Annotated in this window: 17 protein-coding genes and 1 tRNA gene; 9 read left to right on the forward strand and 9 right to left on the reverse strand. The window is 68.2% G+C overall.

Features of this window, described 5'->3' with window-relative positions:
- Positions 1 to 118 precede the first annotated feature (118 nt).
- Both RJ05_RS01515 and RJ05_RS01520 read left to right on the forward strand, forming a co-directional pair.
- Entirely contained in the window at positions 119 to 1384 is a 1266-nt protein-coding gene (locus RJ05_RS01515) for an aspartate kinase (RefSeq protein WP_014348594.1), read from the forward strand.
- Between the two features lie 3 nt (positions 1385 to 1387).
- Positions 1388 to 2422 (forward strand): aspartate-semialdehyde dehydrogenase, encoded by a 1035-nt coding sequence (locus RJ05_RS01520; RefSeq protein ID WP_036532171.1) that lies wholly within the window; start codon positions 1388 to 1390, stop codon positions 2420 to 2422.
- 61 nt (positions 2423 to 2483) lie between these two features.
- Here RJ05_RS01520 and RJ05_RS01525 read toward each other — a convergent pair whose 3' ends face one another.
- The gene (locus tag RJ05_RS01525; RefSeq protein WP_036532173.1) at positions 2484 to 3839 is read right to left on the reverse strand and encodes a serine hydrolase domain-containing protein; all 1356 of its coding nucleotides are present in this window, start codon (positions 3837 to 3839) and stop codon (positions 2484 to 2486) included.
- Between the two features lie 314 nt (positions 3840 to 4153).
- Here RJ05_RS01525 and RJ05_RS01530 point away from each other — a divergent pair, with 314 nt between their 5' ends.
- From RJ05_RS01530 to RJ05_RS01540, 3 genes are all read left to right on the forward strand, one after another.
- Positions 4154 to 4594: a Fur family transcriptional regulator gene (locus tag RJ05_RS01530; protein WP_036532176.1), complete on the forward strand. Its 441-nt coding sequence runs from the start codon at positions 4154 to 4156 to the stop codon at positions 4592 to 4594.
- A gap of 50 nt (positions 4595 to 4644) precedes the next feature.
- A complete protein-coding gene (locus RJ05_RS01535) occupies positions 4645 to 6114 on the forward strand; it encodes a catalase (RefSeq protein ID WP_036532179.1) in 1470 nt (489 codons plus the stop codon).
- Between the two features lie 446 nt (positions 6115 to 6560).
- Positions 6561 to 7055, forward strand: a complete 495-nt coding sequence (locus tag RJ05_RS01540) for a hypothetical protein (protein ID WP_036532181.1) — start codon at positions 6561 to 6563, stop codon at positions 7053 to 7055.
- Positions 7056 to 7445: 390 nt separating this feature from the next.
- Here RJ05_RS01540 and RJ05_RS01545 read toward each other — a convergent pair whose 3' ends face one another.
- Positions 7446 to 8465, reverse strand: coding sequence for a tellurite resistance/C4-dicarboxylate transporter family protein (locus RJ05_RS01545; protein ID WP_036532234.1), 1020 nt, complete (start codon positions 8463 to 8465; stop codon positions 7446 to 7448).
- 102 nt (positions 8466 to 8567) lie between these two features.
- Positions 8568 to 9824, reverse strand: a complete 1257-nt coding sequence (locus tag RJ05_RS01550) for an FAD-dependent monooxygenase (RefSeq protein WP_036532184.1) — start codon at positions 9822 to 9824, stop codon at positions 8568 to 8570.
- Positions 9825 to 9925: 101 nt separating this feature from the next.
- Between RJ05_RS01550 and RJ05_RS01555 the strand changes: the two genes are divergently transcribed.
- Entirely contained in the window at positions 9926 to 10504 is a 579-nt protein-coding gene (locus RJ05_RS01555) for a TetR/AcrR family transcriptional regulator (protein ID WP_036532186.1), read from the forward strand.
- A 57-nt stretch (positions 10505 to 10561) separates the two neighbouring features.
- On the opposite strand, the gene atzF is transcribed toward RJ05_RS01555, so the two are convergent.
- From atzF to RJ05_RS01570, 3 genes are all read right to left on the reverse strand, one after another.
- Positions 10562 to 12292: an allophanate hydrolase gene (gene atzF / locus RJ05_RS01560; RefSeq protein ID WP_036532190.1), complete on the reverse strand. Its 1731-nt coding sequence runs from the start codon at positions 12290 to 12292 to the stop codon at positions 10562 to 10564.
- Positions 12293 to 15835, reverse strand: a complete 3543-nt coding sequence (gene uca / locus RJ05_RS01565) for an urea carboxylase (RefSeq protein ID WP_249040620.1) — start codon at positions 15833 to 15835, stop codon at positions 12293 to 12295.
- 85 nt (positions 15836 to 15920) lie between these two features.
- Entirely contained in the window at positions 15921 to 16628 is a 708-nt protein-coding gene (locus tag RJ05_RS01570; RefSeq protein WP_036532195.1) for a GntR family transcriptional regulator, read from the reverse strand.
- Positions 16629 to 16799: 171 nt separating this feature from the next.
- On the opposite strand from RJ05_RS01570, the gene RJ05_RS01575 reads away from it, so the two are divergent.
- The 3 genes from RJ05_RS01575 (at position 16800) to RJ05_RS01585 (ending at position 19456) form a co-directional block, all read left to right on the forward strand.
- Positions 16800 to 18023, forward strand: coding sequence for a cytochrome P450 (locus tag RJ05_RS01575; RefSeq protein ID WP_036532198.1), 1224 nt, complete (start codon positions 16800 to 16802; stop codon positions 18021 to 18023).
- Between the two features lie 12 nt (positions 18024 to 18035).
- The gene (locus RJ05_RS01580) at positions 18036 to 18623 is read left to right on the forward strand and encodes a TetR/AcrR family transcriptional regulator (RefSeq protein ID WP_036532202.1); all 588 of its coding nucleotides are present in this window, start codon (positions 18036 to 18038) and stop codon (positions 18621 to 18623) included.
- 65 nt (positions 18624 to 18688) lie between these two features.
- Entirely contained in the window at positions 18689 to 19456 is a 768-nt protein-coding gene (locus RJ05_RS01585; protein WP_138445826.1) for a hypothetical protein, read from the forward strand.
- Between the two features lie 314 nt (positions 19457 to 19770).
- Here the strand turns inward: RJ05_RS01585 and RJ05_RS01590 are convergent.
- The 3 genes from RJ05_RS01590 to RJ05_RS01600 form a co-directional block, all read right to left on the reverse strand.
- Positions 19771 to 19844 (reverse strand) — tRNA-Pro (locus RJ05_RS01590).
- A 60-nt stretch (positions 19845 to 19904) separates the two neighbouring features.
- A complete protein-coding gene (locus RJ05_RS01595; protein WP_036532209.1) occupies positions 19905 to 20459 on the reverse strand; it encodes a DUF8017 domain-containing protein in 555 nt (184 codons plus the stop codon).
- Positions 20460 to 21694: 1235 nt separating this feature from the next.
- Positions 21695 to 22657: a metallophosphoesterase gene (locus RJ05_RS01600; RefSeq protein ID WP_036532211.1), complete on the reverse strand. Its 963-nt coding sequence runs from the start codon at positions 22655 to 22657 to the stop codon at positions 21695 to 21697.
- Positions 22658 to 22736: the final 79 nt, after the last annotated feature.

Here is a 22736-nt window from a genome sequence, read left to right on the forward strand (position 1 = left end):
ATTCGGTGCGGTTGTGGCCTTTTCCACAGGCTCGGAGGGAGGACCTGAGGGGCTGGATCCGGGCCGGTACGCTGAAGCACTGAAATCAGCTTGTTTGTCGATCTGGGAGGAGCCTGCCGTGGCTCTTGTTGTTCAGAAGTACGGAGGATCGTCGGTCGCCTCGGCCGAGCGGATCCGGCGCGTCGCTGAACGGATCGTCGAAACGAAGAAGCAGGGGCACGAGGTGGTCGTGGTCTGCTCGGCAATGGGCGATACCACCGACGAGCTACTCGATCTCGCCCAGCAGGTCTCCCCGGAACCCCCCGCGCGCGAAATGGACATGCTGCTCACCTCGGGTGAGCGCATCTCCAACGCACTGGTCGCGATGGCCATCCACGCCCTGGGTGAAGAGGCGCGCTCGTTCACCGGCTCGCAGGCCGGCGTCATCACCACCGGTGCGCACGGTAAGGCCAAGATCATCGACGTCACCCCGAGCCGGCTCCGCGAAGCTCTCGACGACGGCCTGATCGTGCTGGTCGCGGGCTTCCAGGGCGTCAGCCAGGACAGCAAGGACGTCACCACCCTCGGCCGTGGCGGCTCCGACACCACCGCGGTCGCCCTGGCCGCGGCGTTGAAGGCCGATGTCTGCGAGATCTACACCGACGTCGACGGCATCTTCACCGCCGACCCGCGGATCGTGTCCGACGCGCAGAAGCTCGAGCAGGTCTCCTACGAGGAGATGCTGGAGATGGCCGCGTGCGGCTCGAAAGTCTTGATGCTGCGTTGTGTGGAGTACGCGCGGCGCTACAACGTGCCCGTGCATGTGCGCTCGTCGTACACCGACAAGGTGGGCACCACCGTTTACGGATCGATGGAGGACATCCCGATGGAGCAGGCAATCCTGACCGGCGTTGCGCACGATCGCAGCGAGGCCAAGGTGACTGTCGTCGGCCTGCCGGACGAACCGGGCTACGCCGCCAAGGTGTTCCGGGCGGTCGCCGACGCGGAAATCAATATCGACATGGTGTTGCAGAACGTCTCCGAGGTGGAGACCGGCAAGACCGACATCACCTTCACCCTGCCCAAGACCGAACTGGTCCGCGCGGTGCAGATCCTCACCGAGCGCAAGGCCGAGATCGGTTTCTCCGAGGTCCGCTCCGATGAGAACATCGGCAAGGTCTCCCTCGTCGGCGCCGGCATGAAGTCCCATCCCGGCGTCACCGCGACGTTCTGCGAGTCGCTGGCCGAGGCCGGCGTCAATATCGACCTGATCTCGACCTCGGAGATCCGCATCTCGGTGCTGGTCGCCGAATCCCAGCTCGACGAGGCGGTCAAGGTACTGCACCGGGCTTTCGATCTCGGCGGCGATGAGGTCGCCGTCGTCCACGCCGGAACGGGGCGATAACACATGGGTGTACGAGTAGGAGTCGTCGGCGCGACCGGACAGGTCGGCGCCGTCATGCGCAAGCTGCTCGAGGAGCGCGACTTCCCGGCCGACGAGGTGCGGTTCTTCGCCTCGGCCAGGTCCGCCGGTAAGAAGCTACCCTGGCGCGGCGGCGAGATCGTGGTGGAAGACACCGAGACCGCCGATCCGTCCGGGCTCGATATCGCGCTGTTCTCCGCGGGCGCCACGATGTCGCGGGTGCAGGCGCCGCGTTTCGCTGCCGCCGGCGTCACCGTCATCGACAATTCCTCGGCCTGGCGCAAGGACCCCGAGGTCCCGCTGGTGGTCAGCGAGGTGAACCCGGAGCAGACCCGCAATCTGGTCAAGGGCATCATCGCCAACCCCAACTGCACCACCATGGCCGCGATGCCGGTGCTCAAGCCGCTGCACGAGATCGCCGGTCTGCGCAGGCTCATCGTCTCCAGCTATCAGGCAGTGTCCGGTAGTGGCCTGGCCGGTGTGGAAGAGCTGGCCTCGCAGGCGCGCGCCGTGATCGACGACGCCGAAAAGCTCACCCACGACGGCGGCGCGGTCGATTTCCCGGCGCCGAACAAGTACGTCGCGCCGATCGCCTTCAATGTGCTGCCGCTGGCCGGTTCGCTGGTCGACGACGGCTCCGGCGAGACCGACGAAGATCAGAAGCTGCGCAACGAGAGCCGCAAGATCCTCGGTCTGCCCGACTTGCTGGTCAGCGGCACCTGCGTGCGCGTTCCGGTGTTCACCGGGCACTCGCTGTCGGTGAACGCCGAATTCGATCAGCCGCTGTCGGTGGCCCAGGCCGAGGAGATCCTGGCCAAGGCGCCCGGCGTGAAGCTGGTCGACGTGCCGACGCCGCTGCAGGCGGCCGGTCACGACGAGTCGCTGGTCGGCCGGATCCGGCAGGATCCTGGTGTGCCCGACGGTCGCGGTCTCGCGCTGTTCATCTCGGGTGACAATCTGCGTAAGGGTGCCGCGCTCAACACCATTCAGATCGCGGAGGTCCTGCTCGCCGACCGCTGAGCCGACTCACCTCACGACCGAGCCCGGCCGTCGCTGCACAGCGGCGGCCGGGCTCGTCTGGTCAGCGGATACCCGGTGTACGCGGGTCGGGGCCGAGGCAGGCCAGGATGGCGCAGCCGGGTGGTGCGTCGCTGAACGGCGGGCGCAGCGGCTGGTTCAGGCAGGCGAAGACGTTGCAGCCCGGATAGGCCGACGGCCCGACCCCGACGATGGCAAGCAGGATGTCGCTGTCGATGAAGGCATTCGGGTCCAACGTCAGCGGCGGCTCGACGTACGGTCCGGGATCCGGGACCGGCGGCTCATGGAAGGCGGCGAACAGCCTGCGGAAGAATTCGTGTGGCAGTTCGGCCGTGTTCTGGATGACGCCGGACGGCCCGTACCTGCTGACGTTTCCGAACATCCCGGTCCACACCACGGTCAGATCCTGGCTGGGAAAAACGAAAACGTTCTGCATCCCCATGCCTGCCATGGAGTACATGTCCTGCGGTAAGAAGTCGGCGTTCTCGGCACAGGCGGGGCCGAGCCAGAACAGGTAGCCGTAGCAGTGATTGGTCGCAGACGGCGTGCGGGCTTTGTCCAGATAGCTCCGCGAGACGAGTTGCGTTGCGCCCCAGCGTCCGTCGTTGGCGACGAGCAGGCCGAGCTTGGCCAGATCGTTCGGCGGGATCATCAGGTGCGCGTACCCGTAGGTGTGGCCGGCGCGGTCGCGGGCCCAGTAGTAGTCGCCGCGTGCGATGCCGAGCGGGTCGAACAGCTCGCGCTGCGCGAACTGCTGCAGCGGTTCGCCGACGGCCAGCTCCATCACATACGCCAGCAGGTCGACATTGCGCTGGCTGTAGCTGAATACGGTGCCCGGCTCATGATCCAGCGGCACACCGAGGGCCTGCACCGCGCTGTTCGGATCGAGCGGGATCACTCCGGTGATGCCTTCGGTGACCACCCCGACGCGCATCCCCGACGATTCGGTCAGCAGATCCTCGACGGTGATCGAGCGCCGTTGCTCGTCGCCGAGACCGGCGGGCAGATACCGTCCGATGGGGGCGGCGATATCGAGTTTGCCCTGGTCCGAGGCAATTCCGGCAAGCAGGGAGACAACGCTCTTGGTGACGCTCCAGACATTCCAGGCCACATTGCCGGTCTGCTCGTTGGTCGGACCTTCACCGATCAGGCAGTTGTGCCGAAAAATCTGGACGTTCAACCGATTCCGGGTGCTCGCGAAGGTGAGCGCCTCGGCCAGGCGGTGCGAATCCAGCCCTACCGCTTCGGGTTCGGCTCGTTCGAGTTGCCGTCCTGAGGTCACCGAGCACTGTGCCTGCGCGGTGGTGGGTGGCGCCGCTGCCGCGGACGCGGCGAAGACGTGCCCGGCAACCAGTGCAACCGCCGTGACCCCTACGAGGAGTCCGCCCAAACGCCCCATGCCGATCAGGTTAGCGCCCGGCACCGGTCGCGGCCGGTATATGCGAAACGCCAGTGGTGATGTCGGTGCCGCCAGGTCTGCCCGACCTGGCGGCCCATCCGGCAAGCGCCTCTCGGCGAGTGGTCGCTCGTAGCGACAGATGGGGTGAGGCCCGGGGCTGCTCGGATGCCGACAGCGGGGTTCAACGAGGTGCGTAAGGGAACTATTCCGAGCCGAAGTTGTGACGCGCGCCACTACACTTGGCGCCGAACCTCGGCGCGGCAACTCGTCAGTTATTTTCTTGACTAATTCCAGAAAAGGTGGAGACTCGAAGTATGCACACCGACAGCACCGATCCCCGCGAGCAGTTGCGAGCGGCCGGTCTGCGGGTCACCGCCCCGCGGGTAGCGGTGCTCGACGCGGTCGCGGCTCGTCCGCATTCCGACGCCGACACCGTCGCTGTCACCGTCCGGCAACAGCTGGGCTCGGTCTCCACCCAGGCCGTCTACGACGTGCTGCACGCCTGCGTCCGCGCGGGCATCCTGCGGCGCATCGAGCCGGCCGGGTCGGCGGCGCTCTACGAGGCCAGAACCGGCGACAACCATCACCACCTGGTGTGCAGGAACTGCGGCACGGTCGTGGACGTGGACTGTGTCGTTGGCAGCGCCCCCTGCCTGCAACCCGATGACGAACACGGTTTCGCCATCGATGAGGCAGAGGTCGTGTTCTGGGGCCTGTGCCCGAACTGCCGTCCGGACCGACGGCCGACACTCTGACAGTCCCGGGTCAGCCCATCCCGGGTCCGTTGACAGCCGAGGAGGCTTCTATGACCAAGCCGACAACCACCAACACCGGCATTCCCGTCGAAAGCGACAACGAATCGCTGACCGCGGGAACCCAAGGCCCCGTTCTGCTGCACGACCACTACCTGATCGAGAAGCTCGCGCAGTTCAACCGGGAGCGGGTGCCGGAGCGCATCGTGCACGCCAAGGGCTCGGGCGCGTACGGCGAACTGGTGGTGACCAACCCGGAGATCGCGAAGTACACCAAGGCCAAGCTGTTCCAGCCCGGCGCGCGCACCGAATCGCTGGTGCGGTTCTCCACCGTCGCCGGTGAGCAGGGCAGCCCCGACACCTGGCGTGACCCGCGCGGTTTCGCGATCAAGTTCTACACCGAGGACGGCAATTACGACCTCGTCGGCAACAACACCCCGGTCTTCTTCATCAAGGACTCCATCAAGTTCCCCGACTTCATCCGCTCGCAGAAGCGGCTGCCCGGTTCGGGTCTGCGCGACCACAACATGCAGTGGGATTTCTGGACGCTGCGCCCGGAATCGGCGCATCAGGTCACCTGGCTGATGGGCGACCGCGGCATCCCGAAGAGCTACCGGCACATGAACGGCTACGGCTCGCACACCTATCAGTGGATCAATGCCGAGGGTGAGCGGGTGTGGGTGAAGTACCACTTCCGCACCGATCAGGGCCAGGACTTCCTGACCCAGGCCGAGGCCGACCGGCTCGCCGGCACCGACCCCGACCTGCATCGCAAGGATCTGTGGGACGCCATCGAGCGCGGGGACTTCCCGAGCTGGACCGTCTACGTGCAGATCATGCCGGTCGCCGAAGCCGAGACCTACCGGTTCAACCCGTTCGACCTCACCAAGGTCTGGTCCAAGAAGGACTACCCGCTGATCGAGGTCGGCAAGTGGACGCTCAACCGCAATCCGCGCAACTTCTTCGTCGAGATCGAGCAGGCCGCGTTCGAGCCGTCGAACATCGTGCCCGGTATCGGCTTCTCTCCGGACAAGATGCTGCTCGGCCGCGTCTTCGCCTATGCCGACGCCCACCGCTACCGCATCGGCACCAACTACGCGCAGCTGCCGCCGAACGCACCGCGCGCCGCGGAGGTCAACACCTACTCCAAGGAAGGCGCGATGCGGTACCACTTCAACGAGCCGGAGGTGCCGGTGTACGCGCCGAACTCCTACGGCGGGCCGCACGCCGATCCGGAACTGGCCGGTGACGGCGGTGCCTGGGAGTTCGACGGCAAGGCCGTGCGGGCCGGCTACATCCAGCACGCCGAGGACGGCGATTTCGTCCAGCCCGGCATTCTGGTGCGCGAGGTGCTCGACGACGAGCAGCGCGACCGCCTGGTGAGCAATATCGTCGGCCATGTGCTCGGCGGTGTGCAGGAGCCGGTGCTGAGCCGGGTCTTCGAGTATTGGAAGAACGTCGACAGCGAGCTCGGCAAACGCGTCGAGGAAGGTGTGCGCGCCGGCCTCAACGGCAACGGCTGACCCTGTCGGTCCCGATGCCCGCGTGCCCGCGTGCCAGCGTGGCCGTGGGCATCGCTCGTTGCCGGTACCGGCCTGAGACCGGGTATGGGAATGTGCTCGGAAACGTTCCGCCCCTGACCATTTCGGTCAGGGGCGGATTTCTTCTGTCCAGCGGGTACCGCAGGTCTTAGAGCAGACCGAACCAGTAGATCACGCAGGCCAGCATCCAGACGACCACGGTTTCCATCGACGCTCTCCCAATCTTCTTGCCGTACTTCCATCATGGCGCGAATCGAGCACCCGCGCCGCAAACTGGTCCAGTTTCGCCGATCGGGGCCGCTCCAACGGGGATTACAAGGCTGCAAGTTCTTCTTAAGGGCGCGCCAAGCCGGGGGCGGCATTGTTTGTGTCAACACCGGAACACACCGGAACGAACAGACCGAAACCCCGAACAGGACGTAACGACGATGATCGGCAAGCTGACCACCGCCCTTGCTCTCGCCACCACGACCACCGCCCTTGTTCTCGGTGCGGGCACCGCGTCGGCCGCCACCGAGGGCGTCCCCGGTGCCGCCGTCACCGGCCAGGCCACCTGCACCCACAAGAACGACAAGATCCGGATCGAGATCGACTCGCCGGTCGTCTACGCCCAGCCCGGCTACCTGCCCGGTGAGAACCAGCAGATCCGCTACCGCACGGTGATCGTCGACGCCGCCCAGGGGACCCTCGCCGTGGCAGGCGAGTGGGAGACCGGCAAGGCCACCGACACCAAGGCCGCCGACATGGACGACACCAAGGTGGACGTCCTGCGCAACGACCCGAACGCCTACCTGGTCATCCAGGAGGTCGAGTGGCTCGCGCCCGACGGCGAGAACCCGGTCGCCAAGACCGACCTGTACGCGACCAGCTACCTGATCAAGGACGGTCGCACCGAGCTCGGCACCTTCGACTACTGCCAGTAGCCGGGGTCCGAATAGACGGGGGACGGTGATCGGGCCGGGGAGGGCCCGATCCACCGGAAACGCAGCCGACGCCACTGGGGAGGGGTGAACGCTGCGGGCGCCGGACCGGGGAGATTCGGTGCCGGACGAGGCCGGGCCGGGGAGGGCCCGAGGGTATCCGAGCGGAGCAGGCCGGGGAGGACCTGACGGGGGCGGATACCGGGTGGGGCCTCGATGGGGGATCGGGGGACGCCGGGAGGGGTGACATCGGGTGCGGGGACTCGATGGACGAGCCCGGCGGGGGGGCGGTGCCTCCTGACTGCCTCGGGGGTGGGCGGTCAGGAGGGGCCGAGGGGGTGCCTTTGTATCGGCCGGACCGGTCTCGCGGGGTGATCGGTCCGGCCGGGCAGGTCAACGCGAGACGTCACGGCTCTTCCGGAAGCTGAGCAGCAGAGCGACTGCGGTCACGATCCATACGGTGAGCGCGACCCAGGCTTCGCCGCCGCCGAAGGTAACCATCCACTGCTCGGCGATGGCCGAGCCCAATTCACGGGTGCCGACGCCGTACATGCCGACGGGGAACACGATGCTCCACAGGCCCGGTTCGTAGGCCAGGCGGATGTGCTGGACGAAATGTCGCCACACGCCCGCCACCAGCAGCAACGGGATCAACCAGCTGCCGAAGGCCCACAGCAGGACCGCCACCCCGATCAGCACCGGCCGCACCGACGTCAGCAAATGTATGCCGTCGAGATGCAGCAGCTGGGCCGCGGCCAGCACGCTGATCGCGGTGGCACCCATGAAGACCCAATAGGCGGGCACCAGGCGCGCGGCGGTGAGATTGTCGGTGAACAATGTGGCCAGCACCAGCGTCGCCACCAGCAGATACAGCATGGTGCCCACCGACCAGCACAGTAGCGCCGGTACCGCGAAGCGCCCCGCCCAAGGTTGCGGGAGCGCGGTGGCCGCGACCGCGAGCGATTGGGTCGCGACCACCCAGATGAACCAGGTGCCGTCGGCACTCAGGCCCGCCGGTCCGCGATGGTGCACCATCAGCAGGGCCGGGATGCCGTAGCCGAGGATCAGCCAGGCCAGCGCGGCTACCGCGAGGAATGTCATGGCCGCTACCAGGTGATCTCGTCGGGACAGCCCGGTCGACATGACCGCTGCCGCGGCGACGAAGGTCAGGTAGGTGAAGCCGGTCGCGGGGTTCATCGCATCGGCGACGGCGGCGGCCCGGTACTTCACCAGGCGGACGAGTGTCGCCACGATGAGGATCGCGAAGGCGGCAAGCGCCAGGTACAGCATGATCGCCGACAACGTGTCGGCACCGGCCGAGCCCACCGCCCTGGAGACGATGCCGGTCGCCATCACCGACGCGAACCAGGCGGGCTTCAGATTCTCGACCGGGCTCGTGCGCACATCGACCATGGCCGTCACCTTGGTCAGTGTGACACGGCGGTAACCGCTTCGGCGGCAACCGCGACCGGCGACATGCCTACGCCGGCCACCTCGGTGACCGGCGGGGCGAGGTCAGCGTGCGGGCGTGGTGGCCGGGTATTCGGGCAGGTTGTAGCTTTCGGTCTTGGACAGCATCTTCATCATGAGCGGCTTCATGATCCGCGCCGTCATCAGTTTGCTGACCAGCAATCCGGCCCGGATCCCGAAGCGGGTCGTCGGGGTCATCGCGCGCAGGCCACCGGGCTGCAATTCCTGCGCGAGCGCGACGAACGGACGCAGCACTCGCTGATAGTTCTCCAACGCCCGGCGCGGGTCGTCGCGGTGTGCGGCGATCTCCCCGGCCAGCACGTACGCGCCGACCAGCGCCATGGCGGTGCCCTGGCCGGTGAGCGGGGAACCGCAATAGCCTGCGTCACCGAGTAGCGCCACCCGGCCCTCGATCCAGCTCGGCATATCGATGCGGGCCAGCTCGTCGAAGTAGAAGTCGTCGGCCTCGGACATCGCCGCGGCGATAGCCGGTGCGGTCCAGCCGCCACCGGCCAGGCGTTCGCGGATCAGCTGCTGTTGGGCCTGCACGTTCCGGCGCAGTGCCGGGTCGGCCTCGGCGCGGATGACCACCAGCGCCTTGGCGGTGGCCGGGTCGGCGTCGGGCCGCATGCCGAGACCGGTCGCGCCGGGCAGCGAATGCATGGTGAACCAGTGCGGTTCGATGCCTGCGGGCGTCGGCATGGTGAAAAAGGACATGTAGCCGCCGAGGTAGGTGCTGAACTGTTCCTCCGGGCCGAAGACCAGGCGGCGGGTGGCCGAGTGCAGGCCGTCGGCGCCGATGACGAGGTCGAAACGTTCGGTGGCGCCCGAGGCGAAAGTGACCTGTGCACCGTCGTCGTCCTGGGCGAGCGTCTCGATCCATTCGCCGTAGCGGTAGTCGCAGCCGCCGGCCGCGTCGATGGCGTCGAGCAGCACCTGGTTCAGGTCGCCGCGGGTGATCTCGATCTCGGCGACGCCGCCCTTGCCGTCGAACATGTCCGCGGGCATGCGCAGCAATTCCTTGCCGTCGGCGTCGACATGGAGCATGCCGCGTTCGTCGAGCTGGTGGGCTCGGATGCCGGGCATCAGGCCCATTCGCTCGGCCACCTCGCGGCTCGGCCCGCGCAGGTCCACGGCTTGGCCGCCGGGTCGCGGAGCAGCGGCGCGTTCGATCACGGTGACCGGGATGCCGTGCCGGAGTAGTTGCAGCGCAACGGCGTTTCCGCCGATGCCGCCGCCGGATACGAGGACGCGGGGGCGGTCGGCGGCCTCAGAGGTGCGGGTGGCGGGCTGGGTGCTCATCGCTTGTTCCTTCGTTTGCTCGAACGTCTAAGACGAATGTCTAACAGACGGCTTGCACATCTGTCTAGTACAGATGTTCAAGACGTGCGTACGATGTGGCTATGGGAAACAAGGAGGACCTGCTCGCGGCCGCTCGGGCCTGCGTATACGAGCGCGGATTCGCCGCCACCACGGCGCGCGATATCGCCAACGCGGCGGGGGTGAGCCTGGCCGCGATCGGCTATCACTTCGGATCGAAGGAGCGGCTGCTGACCGAGGCGCTCACCGCGGAGTCGGGCCGCGAGATCGGCGACGCGCTCGATGAGCGGATCAAGGCCGCGAGCAAGGACGGCCGGTCACCGGCCGAGGCGTTCCCGCTGGTGTGGAACGACATCGCCGAGGTCTTCGCGCGCAATCGGCAGATGCTGGTGGCGAGTGTGGAGAACGTGATCCGCATTCACCGCACGCCGAGCGAAGCGGCGCATATGTCCGGGCTGCTCGCCGAGGCCGTCTCGGAACTGGCGGACCTGGTTGCGCAGTCGCATCCGGAATTGAGCGATGAACAGGCGCGGGCGATCGCGCGGCTGTACTTTGCGTTGCTGAACGGGCTGGCGCTGCAATGGATTACCGAGCCCGAGGGGGAGCTGCCGAGCGGGGATGAGCTGGCGGTGGCGATCGCGGCGCTGGCCTCGCGGAGTTGACCAGCGGCACCGGTGTGCTGATCCGGAGTCGGCGTCGCTACCGCGCGCCCGAACCACTCAGTTCAGCTGCTCGAGGTACTTCTTCCACCCGCCGAACTCGGTGATGTCGGTGGCCGCGACTGCCGCATCGTAGGTGCACGCGAAACCGACGACCGTGCGGCCGTCTTCGAGCTCGATATTCGCCAGCGCCATCGGAGCGGGGAGCGCGGAGAGGAAGGATCCGAGGCCGGCGGCCGAGACCCCGAACAGCTCCCCGACGATCGGTGCGCCCTGGCCGGGACCGTGCCGCACCAGGCCCGGCTTGGGTGGCGTGGTGTCGAGGGCGGTGAGGCGGTAGGCGTCGGTGGTGCGGATTTCGCCGGCGAACCGGGCGCCGATCTGTTCCAGCTGCCAGTGCAGCGGCTGCCCGCGCAGATGCGCACCGAAGACGGCGAGTTCGGCGTCATGGTCGAACAGCGCGGGCGTCGAGTCGGTACCGATCAGGCGCGCCGCGATATCGATGGCGACCTGGTCGGCGAAGGCGGGCACGACCACCATCACGCCGAAGGGGGAACCGTCTTCGGTGGGCGCGCCCGGCACCGCTACCGCCGCCATGTCGAGCAGGTTGCAGAAGTTGGTGAAGGTGCCCATCCTTCGGTTGATGGTGACGGGGTCGGCCTGCACGGCGGCAATGGCCGGGTGTTCGGTGGTGGTCGGCAGCAGCAGCCCGTCGTAACCGTCGAGCAGGGCTTTCGCGGCCGCACGGGCGGTCGCCAGGGTGTTCAGATCGGCGGCGAAGCCGGGGCCCGTGGTGTGCTCGGCGGCGCGGATGATGGCGGTGACCGTTGGGTTGAGGGTCTCCGGCGGGGCGGTGGCCAGGAACTCGCCGACCGCGGCATAACGCTCGGCGACGATCGCGCCGTCGTAGAGCAGCAGGGCCGCGTCGAGCAGGACCGAGATGGGGATTTCGGTGACCGAAATTCCGCAATCGACCAGTCCGGCAATCGTTGTAGTGAACGCCTCGCGGTACGGCGCGCTCAAAGCGGTCAGATCGGCGGCACACGGGATGGCGAGCCTCGGCTGCCGGGGCGCGCTCAGCAGTACGTCGGCGGGCCGTGTCCGGCTGCGCGGATCGCGCGGCTCCGGGCCCGCCATGATCGCGGCAGCGGACACAGCCCGTTCGAGGTCGGCGGCGAAGACGGTGACGGCGTCGAAATCCGCGCAGGCCGGCACCACGCCGTGCGCCGGAACCACACCGAGGGTCGCCTTGATCCCGACGATGCCCTGCAAGGCCGCGGGGACCCGGCCGGACCCGGCGGTGTCGGTGCCGATGCCGATATCGGCGATGCCGAGCGCGACCGCAACGGCCGAACCCGAACTGGACCCACCCGAAACCAATTCGGGAGCAAAGGCATTGCGCACCGGGCCGTACGGACTGCGAGTACCGACCAGACCGGTGGCGAACTGATCGAGGTTCGTCTTGCCGAGCACGATCGCACCGGCCGCGATCAGCCGTTCGACCGCGGACGCGGTCACCTCCGGGGTGTAGGCGAAGGCCGGGCAGGCCGCGGTGGTCGGCAATCCGGCGACGTCGACGTTGTCCTTGACCGCGACCAGCAGTCCGGCCAGCGGCAGCCGCTCACCGTCGGACAGACGCTGTTCGATGGCGGCGGCGTCGGCGGTGACCTCGGCTTCCGGACGCAGGGTGATCCACACCTCCGGCCGGTCGACCTCCGCGATCCGGCGATAGGCGGCGGCGACGCGCGCGGTGGGCGAACCGGGTAGGGCGTTGCCGGGGAGGCCGGTCATCTAGTCGACTCCGATCACTGCGAGAGGGGTTCCTGGTTCCACTTTGGCACCCGGGGTGGCGAGTACCTTCAGTACCGTGCCCGATTGGGGGCATTGCACCGGCAATTCGAGTTTCATCGCTTCCAGTACGGCGACCGTCGACCCGGCGGTGAGGCGCTGTCCCGCCTCGACTTCCACCCGCCAGACGTTGCCGATCATCGGCGCGGTCACCACCGTGGCCTCGGCGGGCATGCCGTCGAGCGGATCGTCGACGGTCTCGCTGACGATCTCGGCGCTGCCGCGATCGAATTCACCCGCGGCCTGCCACGCCTGTTTTTCCGCCTCGAACGCGGCCGCCTGCCTGGTCTCGAATTCCGCGATCGAATCGGCCTCATCGCGCAGCAGGCGCAGATGGTCGGCCAGGGCGAAGGTGCCTTCGCTGACCTCGGCGTCGAACCGTCCGGCGGTGGCGGCGGCGCGGTAGTCGAGCAGCTGTTCGGCGCTGACCGGTTCCCAGACGATGCGGTCGAAGAACCGGAACAGCCAGGGAGTTCCGGATTCGAACGGCGCGCGCTGGCGGTAACTCGACCAGATCGGCACCGTCCGGCCGATGAGCTGATAGCCGCCGGGGGAGGCCATGCCGTAGACGCACAGGTACTTGCCGCCGATACCGACGGCGTCGGAGGGGGTCCAGGTGCGCGCCGGGTTGTACTTGGTGGTCACCAGCCGGTGCCGCGGGTCGAGCGGAACCGCCAGCGGTGCACCGAGATACACATCGCCGAGGCCGAGCACGAGATACTCGGCGGCGAAGACGGTGGCGCGGACGTCGTCGACGCTGTCGAGACCGTTGATACGGCGGATGAACTCGGTATTGGACGGCAGCCAGGGCGCACTGTCGCGCACACCGTTGCGATAACGGTCGATGGCTTCGGCGATCGACGGGTCGTCGAACGACAGCGGCAAGCGGATGGTTCGGCTCGGCACCACCAGGTCCTGGGTGGCGGGGAGTTCGGTCTCCAGCTCGGCAAGCACCCCGAGCAGTCGATGCTGGGCAAGGACGTCGGGATCGAAGTGGATGTGCAGCGAGCGCACACCGGGCGTCACGTCGATGATGCCGGGGAGCCCGGCACCGGCGAGCGCGGTGGACAGTGCGTGCACCCGCATCCGCAGGCCGAGATCGAGCACCATCTCGCCGTATTCGACCAGCACATTGTCGTCGCCACCGCGCAGGTAGCGGACCCGCGGACGGTCGGCGGTGCCGTCGACGCCGCCGAGGATGCCGCGATCACTCAGCCCGGCAAGCGGTTTCGGCACGGCGGTGCGGGCGCGCGCGGGGTTCGACGCGCGCAGCTCGCCCGCCGTGGCGTCGTCCACCGGGACGAATCGGACGGTATCGCCCGGCCGCAGCTGGCCCAATTTCCAGCGGTGCGCCGACACCACCGTCAGCGGGCAGGCGAAACCGCCGAGACTCGGGCCGTCGGGGCCGAGCAGGATCGGGGTATCGCCGGAGACATTGAGCGCGCCGACGCTGTACGGGTTGTCGTGCAGATTCGACGGGTGCAGGCCGGCCTCCCCGCCGTCGGTGCGCGACCAGGTGGGTTTGGGGCCTTCCAGCCGGATGCCGGTGCGATTGGCGTGGCTGCCGACGCGCCACTCGTGGGTGTAGAACTGCGCCATGTCGGCGTCGGTGAAGTAGGCGGGGGCGGTCTGCGGGCCTTCGCCGACGGCCAGCTCCCAGAGATGGCCGAAATCCGGGCGCCGCCCGGGCGGGATCGGGCGCGGTTCGGCCTCGGCCGCGTCGGCCAGGTGCAGTACATCGCCGTTGACCAGTGCCTTACCCGTGACGCCGCCGAAACCGCCGAGGGTGAAGGTGGCGGCGCTGCCGTGGTAGAGCGGCGCGTCGAAGCCGCCGCGCACGGCGATATAGGTGCGCAGGCCGCTGTCGGCGGGGGCGCCGACATCGAGCACGCTGCCCGCGGCCACGGTGATCGGCTCCCACATCGGCACGGGTTCGCCGTCCACCGCGACCGGCGCGTCGGCACCGCTCACACACACCACGGCGGTATCCGAGAAGCGCAGCCGCGGGCCGTGCAGCGTGCACTCCAAGGCGGGGGTGCCGGCCGGGTTGCCGACGGCGGTATTGGCGAGAGTGAACGAGAGGTCGTCCATCGGGCCCGACGGTGGAATACCCACCTCCCACAGGCCGATCCGGCCGGGATGATCCTGGATCGTGGTCATGGTGCCGGGGCGTTCGACGTCGATCCGGGCGGCGGTGGCCGGGATGTCGGCGAGGGTGGCGGTGACGTGGGCGGCCCGGCGCACGGTCGGGTCGGTCGTCGCGGCGAGCAGTTGCGGCAAGTTGGTCTGTACGCCGTGGATGCGGGTGTGGGTGAGCGCGTCGGTCAGCGCGCTGAACGCTTCGTCGCGATCGGCGCCCTGGGTGATCACCTTCGCCAGCAGCGGGTCGTAGTAGGGGCTGACCTCGGTGCCGGTGCCGATCCAGGTGTCGACCCTGGCCTGTTCGGGGAACGTGGCCTCGGTGATCAGGCCCGCACTGGGACGGTAGTCCTGGCCCGGGTCCTCGGCATAGACCCGGGCCTCCACGGCCCAGCCATCGATCGGCGGGCCGGACTCGGGCAGCTCGTCCAGCATCGCGGTATCACCGCCCGCCAACCGCAACATCCACTCCACCAGGTCGACCCCGGTCACCGCCTCGGTGACCGGATGCTCCACCTGCAGGCGGGTATTCATCTCGAGGAACGAGGCCGTGTCGCGGTCGGCGTCATAGACGAATTCCACCGTCCCCGCCGAGCGGTAGCCGACCGAACGGGCCAGCTCGCGCGAGGTCGACAGCAGCCGCTGCGACAACTCGGCGGTGAGGCCCGGTGCCGGCGCCTCTTCGATCACCTTCTGATTGCGCCGTTGCAGCGAACAGTCACGGGTGCCGAGGCTGACCACCCGGCCGTGACCGTCACCGAACACCTGCACCTCGACATGGCGGGCCCGCGCCACGAACCGTTCCAGGAACACGCCCGAAGTGGCGAAATTCGTCGCGGCCAGCCGCTGCACCCGCTGGTAGGCGGCACGAAGCTGGTCGGCGTCATGGCAGGCCTGCATGCCGATGCCGCCGCCACCGCCCACGGCCTTGAGCATGACCGGGAAGCCGATCCGTTCCGCCTCGGCAACGGCGTGATCGGCAGATTCGAGCAGGCCGGTGCCGTCGACCAGCGGCACGCCGACCGCGCGGGCGGTTTCACGGGCGGTGTGCTTGTCGCCGAAGATCCGCAGCTGTTGCGGGGTCGGGCCGACGAACGCGATACCGGCCTTCGCCACCTCGGTCGCGAATTCGGAGTTCTCGGAGAGGAACCCGTATCCGGGATGGATGGCACCGGCGCCGGTGGCCAGCGCTGCCTCGATCACCCGATCGGTGCGCAAGTAGGATTCGGCAGCCGCGCTCGGCCCGAGATGTGCTGCCGCGTCCGCCATTTCGACGTGTGCTGCGCCGGCGTCGGCATCGGAATAGACCGCGACCGTCTTCAGGCCGAGGATGCGGGCAGTGCGCATGATGCGGCAGGCGATCTCGCCTCGATTGGCGACGAGGACGGTATCGAAATCCAGGCTCACGTCGGGCTCCTGTGTTCGGTTGGGGCTAGTCGGTGGCCAAGGACATGGCCGCGATCGCGCGGGTGACGCGGTCGAGTACGACGTCCAGCGATTCGCCGATATGGGTGTGCAGCAACCGGTAGGCCAGCGAAAGATCCTCGGCGAGAACGGCATCGAGGATGGCCAGATGCTCGGAGATGGTGGTCTCGATGCGGTTGTTGACCATGAAGTCGTACATCCGGACATGGCGGATGCGAGAGTTCACCGAGCGCAGCGCCCGCACCATCTCGGCATTGCCGGAGGCGGTCAGCAGGGTGACGTGGAATTCCTCGTCGCGGACCACGAAACCCGGCTCCTGTTCGGGTGGGTCGCCCTGCAGGTCCAGCCAGGACTTGCGTTCGGCGGTCAGCAGCGCCTTGTCGTGCACAACCTCCGGGTTCTGCATCGCGCGCTGTAAACCGCCGAGTTCCAGGGTGATTCGCAACTCGTACAGGTCGCGCACCAGCGGAATGCTCGGGCGCACGGGCGAGAACCCGTACTCCTCACGTTGCAGCAAGCCGTCCGAACAGAGCACGGTGAGCGCCTCGCGGACCGGTGTGCGCGAGATGCCGAAGCGCGCGGAGACCTTCGGTTCGGTGAGGCGTTCGCCGAACTTGATGTCGCCGTTCATCAGTTCCGCGCGCAGCGTTTCGTACACCACGTCTCGCAACGGTTTTCCCGAGGTATCGGCCGGTGTGGCCACCCGTGTCGACATGCCTGTATACGCTATGGACCTCGCGTTTCCGTGGAATCACCGTGCGTAACCGGTAGGTAAGCGTGTGCTCACGGCGCCGAATGCGCCGCTGCGCGTTCCCGAATTTCCCCAGGTCGGTCGCAGTCGCGATCGCATGTAGACAAATCGCTGATTCTGTCTTACCGTCGGAACATGTTGGCAAATGAGTCTCGTGTCGATCCGTTGTTCGAACTGCGCTCCGGCCCGACCTGGCGAGAGCCATGGGCGATGTATGCCGCGCTGCGCGAGCACGATCCGGTGCACCGGGTGGTGCCCGCCGAGCAACCCGACCACGACTACTGGGTGCTGACCCGGCACGAGCACGTCTACGCCGCAGCCCGCGACACCGACACCTTCTCCTCCCGCGACGGGCTCACCGTCGAATACGGCGAGCTCGAGCAGATCGGGTTGACCGCGAACCCGCCGATGGTCATGCAGGATCCCCCGCAGCACACCGAATTCCGCAAGCTCGTCGCGCGCGGATTCACCCCGCGCCAGGTCGCCGACGTCGAGCCGGTGGTGCGCGGCTTCGTCCGCGAACGGCTGGACCGGCTGGCCGAGCAGGGCGGCGGCGATATCGTCAAAGATCTGTTCAAACCGCTGCCGAGCATGGTGGTTGCCTACTACCTCGGGGTGCCCGAGCAGGATCGGGACCGGTTCGACGGCTGGACCGACGCCGTGGTCGCGGCGAGCACCGAACGCACCGCGGCCGCCCAGCAGGCCTCGATGGAGATGCTCGGCTACTTCGCCGAACTGATCAAACGCAGGCGCACCGATCCCGGCGACGACACCGTCTCGCTGCTGGTGCAGGCCGGGATGGCCGCCGACGACGCCGATGTCGACGGTCTGGTGCAGATCCTGGCCTACACCTGGACCATGGTCGCCGGTGGCAACGACACCACCACCGGACTGCTCGGCGGCGCTGTGCAGCTGCTGCAGCAGCATCCCGAGCAGCGCGCGGCACTCGCCGAGGACCCCGACCGCATCAAGCTCGCCGTCGAGGAGTTCGCACGGCTGACCTCGCCCGTGCAGGGGCTGGCGCGCACGGCCACCCGAGATGTGGAGCTGGCCGGGGTCACGATTCCGGCCGGTCGCAAAGTGCTGCTGGTGTACGGGTCCGCGAACCGGGACGAGCAGGCCTTCGGTGCCGACGCCGCTGAACTCGACATCGACCGGAATCCCCAGCGCATCATGACCTTCGGGCACGGGCCGCACCACTGTCTCGGCGCGGCGGCCGCCCGTATGCAGGCGAGGGTGGCGTTGGAGGAGCTGTTGGCGCGGTTCCCGGATTATCGCGTCGACATCGATGCGGTGGAGTATGCGTCCGGGCCGTATGTGCGTAGGCCAACCACCGTGCCGTTCCGGTGCGCGGGCTGAGAAGATCAGCCGATGAGTGCTGACTGGTTGGCGGGTGGCCGGGCCGAACTGGCGGCCGAGCGGATCCTCGACGCGGTACGTGCCCTGTCGATGGACAAGGGCGTCACCGGGGTCGGTATGGCCGAGGTCGCGGAGGCGGCCGGTTGTTCGCGGGCGACGCTGTACCGCTATTTCGACAACCGGCAATCGCTCTACGTCGCGTTCGCGGCCCGTGAGGCACGGCTGCTGGTGGAGCGGGTGTGGCGGGCCCACCGATTCGACGGGCCCGATCTCGAGGGACAGCTGCTCGATGTGCTCACCGCCCTGCTGGCCGAGGTCCGCAAGACGCCGCATCTGGCGGTGTGGTTCGAGCCGGAGAACGCGGGCATCGTCGCGCAGCTGTCGGAGTCGCCGGGCGTCATCGACACCCTCACCGCCGCCTTCGTGCACAACTTCCGCGCCGATCTCACCCCCGAGGCGGCGGTGCGGCTCGGCACCTGGACCGTCCGCACCATGGTGTCGCTGCTGACGCTGCCCGGCGCCGGCGAGGACGAAGAACGCGCCCTGCTCCGCAATTTCCTGCTGCCGTTCCTACTCGACGACCGCCTCGAGATCACCTGAACAGTGCGAACCGGCCCGGAAAGAACGAAACTCTGCCCACCATTGCTACGACCAGATTCAAATGTGTGGGATTACCGCTGGAGGACACAGGCGTGGTCACTGGGAAAGTCCGTCTGATGGGAAAGGTCGTCGATGAACTGACCGAGGCGTTGGCAGCGCACGGCTTCACTCCCTCCGGGCCGCTGGACGACCTGGGTGCCGCCGGGCCCGATGTCGAGAAGCCGTCATGGATCAGAGCGTGGTTCGTCGGACCCGATAGTGGGGTACCTCGCATGACCGCCGCGATCAAGGCCCACATCCAGGGAAACGGCCACGCGGGCGTCGGCATCGCGGCGAGCGCATGGCTCGTGTCGGCTGCTGTCGAGGACGTACTGCGCGATATGCCCGGGGAAGCCCTGGCCAAGGGCGGCTGGGGACAGAACTACCTGGAGTCAGTGGATTTCGGGTACTTCGAAAACCCTGACGATCCCGGCGAGATCTCCGTGGGAGGTGAAGCCGGAATCGACGGTGCTGTGCGCGAATTCCTCCGGCTTCTCCAGGGTCCGGCGGCCGAGTGGTTCTCGCGATTCAACAGCCCCGAACGGCTGTTGGCGGCGGCACGCACACCGGCCACGCAGGATGACTGGGACGGCGAGAATCCGGACCCGGTGTTGCTTCGGGCTGCCGTCGTTTTGTCCGTGGTCAACGGTGAGGTCGAGGGTGCGGCAGCGCTGATGAATTGGTATCTGCGCCGGGATGCGTTCCATAAGTGGGATTCCGCCGACCGTGCGCAGGCTTTCGACGTAGCGATGATCGAACGTTTTCCCCGGTACGCCGGCGCGCGGGGGTGCTGACCCACAAACTGCTCCGGTGCGCCCTCCGTCTCCAGCGGCAGGTAATCCCCTGACGTGGCCGTATCGGAGCGCCGAACTTGCGGACACCTGTCGTCGCCGTCGTGCGGGCTGCGGTTCCGATACGGCGCGATCCCACCGGGCGCCAACGCCAAGGCGGTGCCCGGTCTGCACGGCAAGGCGCATCCTGGGCTGCGGGCTCGTCGAGTGCTGGTGTCCCGGAAGCGGCAGGCAAGGAAGCTACCGTCGCCGGGCAAGAAAAAGCCCCTGACCAGGAATCCCTGATCAGGGGCTCTATCGTGTCTCAACCACACGAGTCGGGGTGGCGGGATTTGAACCCACGACCTCTTCGTCCCGAACGAAGCGCGCTACCAAGCTGCGCCACACCCCGTGAAGCGGACCTGAGGTAGCTTACAACAGGTCGGGGCTGGACGTTAAACCAGCAGGTCAGTCAGGGTTTCAGGGGGCGAATGCTGGTGAGGACGCGCTTGGCGGTCTCGAGGTCGACGGCGCCGGGGACGCCGGTGTCGGCGGCCAGGACCAGCACGGTGGTTCCGGTGCGGGCGGGGACGGCGTAGGTGAAGACGGAGAACTGGTTGGCGCAGCCGGGTTTCGCGGAGTCGAGTTTGCCTGTTGTTTCGACGAGCATGCCCTGCTGGGATCCGTCCGCCGAGGCGAGCGGCTGCGCGGCGCCGGGGCTGACGTCGCGGCTGCCGGCGTAGGCGATGGTCGCCGACTTGGTGCCGAGTTCGGTGACGTCGTAGGCGGCGCTGCGGTTGGGTACCGCGACCGGCTGGAACCCGGGCACGATCGGGCCGAGTTCGGCGTCGGGGCTCGGATCGGCCGGACGCGAACGTGTCGTCGTGGAACGCGGTGCCTTCGACGCGGATTCGCCGGTCGTGAGTGCGCTGACCATGGACGGAGTGGATCCGTCGGACGCCGAGGCCTCATCGGATCCGCTGACGGTGACCGCGACCACGCCGACGCCGACGGCGACCACGGCCATCGCAGCCGCACCGAAGGCGAAGAGCCTTCCGGAGCCGCCCGGTGTGCCGCCGGGTGCGTCGGGGCCGGCGGGCCCGAACGGCTGAGCGACCGGCCCGAAGGGGTGAGCGCCGGGAGATTGCCCGATCGATGTGTTCGGGTTCGCCCAGATCTGTCCGGGAGCGCGGGGGTTCGTCGAGTTCGGCTGGCTATCGGTCGAGGGGCCGGTTTGTGTCGCCGCCGCCTCCGGGGGCAGGGGTAGCTGTACCGAGCCGGGGACGGGAGCGCCGCCTGCGGTTCCAGGTGCCCACTGCCCGGTCTGCGTCGGCGCTGCCGCGAGAACAGGGGACAGGCCGAGCTGTCGGGCCGACGGTGTGGGTTGCCCGCCTTGCGTTGGCGCGGCCTCGGGGCCGACGGATTGCCCGAGCCGAGCGGCAGGCCCGAAGGGGTGCGCGCCGGGAGGTTGCCCGATCGGTGTGTTCGGGCCCGCCCAGTTCTGCCCGGGAGCGCCGGGGTTCGTCGAGTTCGGACGGCCATCGGTCCAGTGGCCGATTGGTGTCAACGCTGCCACCGGGGGCAGGAGTTGCTGCACCGAGCCGGAGATGGGAACGCCGGTTGCGGCTCCGGGCGCCCAATGCCCGGGTTGCGGCGGCGCTGCAGCAAGAGCAGCGGGCGGGTCGAGCTGCGGAGCCAGCGGCGTGGGGTAGGTCGGTGTGGGTTGCCCGCCTTGTGTCGGTGCGGCTTCGGGGGCGATGGGCGGTGCGAGCTGTGGGGCGGCTGGTGTGGCGTGGCCCGGGCCGGGCTGTCCGGTTTGTGTCGGTGCGGCTTCAGGAGCGATGGGCGGTGCGAGCTGTGGGGCGGCTGGCGTGGCGTAGTCCGGCCCCGGCTGACCGGTTTGCGTTGGCGCGGCTTCGGGGGCGATGGGCGGTGCGAGCTGTGGGGCGGCTGGCGTGGCGTAGTCCGGCCCCGGCTGCGCGGTTTCCGTTGGCGCGGCGCCGGGGGCGACGGGCGGCTGCCCTGGCATCGGTCCAAGGTCGGAGGACGCGTGCCCATGACCTGGCGCCCACTGTCCGGTCTGCGTGGGCGCCGATGGCCCGGTCTGAATCGGGGCCGCTTCCTGACCGCCGGGCGGCAGGTGGTGCATGCCTGGGTCGGGCAACGCGCCGGGCGCCGGCCGGCCCGCCGGGCACGCCCCGTTGCTGGGGTCGACAGTGTTCACGTTCGTCCTCTTGCCGGCAAAAGTCTCGGCAAGCGACCCTAGCGGGCGACGGTCTCCGAGGTCGAAACGCCCTGCGCGGTATCGGAGTTCGGGCGCTTCGGCGGTGCGGCGACCAGAGTCAGGAGGGTGGCTTCCGGGCGGCAGCAGAAGCGGTAGGGCGCCCACGGCGACGTGCCGAGGCCGGCCGAGACGTGCAGCCGGGTGTGCGCACCCCACTTCGACGGGCCCTTGACCCGGGAACGGTCGATATCGCAGTTGGTGACAAGAGCGCCGTAACCGGGCAGGCACAGCTGACCGCCGTGGGTATGGCCGGCCAGCACCAGGTCGTAGCCGTCTTCGGCGAATCGGTCCAGCACCCGCGGCTCGGGGGAGTGGGTGAGACCGATGCGCAGGTCGGCGAGTGGATTGGGGGCACCGGCGATGGTGTCGTAGCGGTCACGCTGCAGGTGCGGATCGTCGACGCCGGCGCTGGCGATGCGGATGCCCGCCACTTCCAGGTCGCGGCGCACATGGGTCAGATCCAGCCAGCCGCGTTCGGTGAAGGCGGCGCGCAGATCCTTCCATGGCAGCGGCGCGCCGTGGACGCGGCGATGATCGGTCTTGAAGTACTTGAGCGGGTTCTTCGGCACCGGCGCGAAGTAGTCGTTGCTGCCGAAGATGAAAAGCCCTGGGCGCGAAAGCAATCCGCCGAGCGCCTGCACGACGGCAGGCACCGACTTCTGATGCGAGAGGTTGTCCCCGGTGTTCACCACCAGGTCCGGTTCCAGCCGGTCCAGCTCGCGCAGCCACTGCTGTTTGAGCTTCTGGCCGGGCATCATGTGCAGATCGCTGATGTGCAGGACCCGAAGCGTCGCCGAACCCGGCCGCAGCACCGGCATCGTCGCCTCGCGCAGCACGAACGCGTTGCGTTCGATGAGGGAGGCATAGCCGACTCCGGCCACCGCGGCTCCGGCGGCGCCCAGCGCGGTTCGACGGACAGCGGAGGTCGAGATCACGGGCATTTGCCCAGCATAGGTGACGGTGGTCTCGAACGCGGCGTGTGTTCAGGCACAGATGGGCCGACCGGCCGGGTAAATGTGG

The sequence above is a fragment of the Nocardia cyriacigeorgica NBRC 100375 genome (assembly GCF_000308555.1).
GTDB classification, from domain to species: domain Bacteria; phylum Actinomycetota; class Actinomycetes; order Mycobacteriales; family Mycobacteriaceae; genus Nocardia; species Nocardia cyriacigeorgica.

Excerpts from the sequence above, each read along its gene's own strand:
- RJ05_RS01545 (WP_036532234.1), bottom strand. The coding sequence starts at position 8,465 with ATGGTCGATGTGCGCACGAGCCCGGTCGAGAATCTGAAGCCCGCCTGG.
- RJ05_RS01540 (WP_036532181.1), top strand. The coding sequence starts at position 6,561 with ATGATCGGCAAGCTGACCACCGCCCTTGCTCTCGCCACCACGACCACC.
- RJ05_RS01575 (WP_036532198.1), top strand. The coding sequence starts at position 16,800 with ATGTTGGCAAATGAGTCTCGTGTCGATCCGTTGTTCGAACTGCGCTCC.
- atzF (WP_036532190.1), bottom strand. The coding sequence starts at position 12,292 with ATGACCGGCCTCCCCGGCAACGCCCTACCCGGTTCGCCCACCGCGCGC.
- RJ05_RS01550 (WP_036532184.1), bottom strand. The coding sequence starts at position 9,824 with ATGAGCACCCAGCCCGCCACCCGCACCTCTGAGGCCGCCGACCGCCCC.
- uca (WP_249040620.1), bottom strand. The coding sequence starts at position 15,835 with ATGCGCACTGCCCGCATCCTCGGCCTGAAGACGGTCGCGGTCTATTCC.
- RJ05_RS01595 (WP_036532209.1), bottom strand. The coding sequence starts at position 20,459 with ATGGCCGTGGTCGCCGTCGGCGTCGGCGTGGTCGCGGTCACCGTCAGC.
- RJ05_RS01600 (WP_036532211.1), bottom strand. The coding sequence starts at position 22,657 with ATGCCCGTGATCTCGACCTCCGCTGTCCGTCGAACCGCGCTGGGCGCC.
- RJ05_RS01580 (WP_036532202.1), top strand. The coding sequence starts at position 18,036 with ATGAGTGCTGACTGGTTGGCGGGTGGCCGGGCCGAACTGGCGGCCGAG.
- RJ05_RS01570 (WP_036532195.1), bottom strand. The coding sequence starts at position 16,628 with ATGTCGACACGGGTGGCCACACCGGCCGATACCTCGGGAAAACCGTTG.
- RJ05_RS01525 (WP_036532173.1), bottom strand. The coding sequence starts at position 3,839 with ATGGGGCGTTTGGGCGGACTCCTCGTAGGGGTCACGGCGGTTGCACTG.
- RJ05_RS01530 (WP_036532176.1), top strand. The coding sequence starts at position 4,154 with ATGCACACCGACAGCACCGATCCCCGCGAGCAGTTGCGAGCGGCCGGT.
- RJ05_RS01535 (WP_036532179.1), top strand. The coding sequence starts at position 4,645 with ATGACCAAGCCGACAACCACCAACACCGGCATTCCCGTCGAAAGCGAC.
- RJ05_RS01555 (WP_036532186.1), top strand. The coding sequence starts at position 9,926 with ATGGGAAACAAGGAGGACCTGCTCGCGGCCGCTCGGGCCTGCGTATAC.
- RJ05_RS01520 (WP_036532171.1), top strand. The coding sequence starts at position 1,388 with ATGGGTGTACGAGTAGGAGTCGTCGGCGCGACCGGACAGGTCGGCGCC.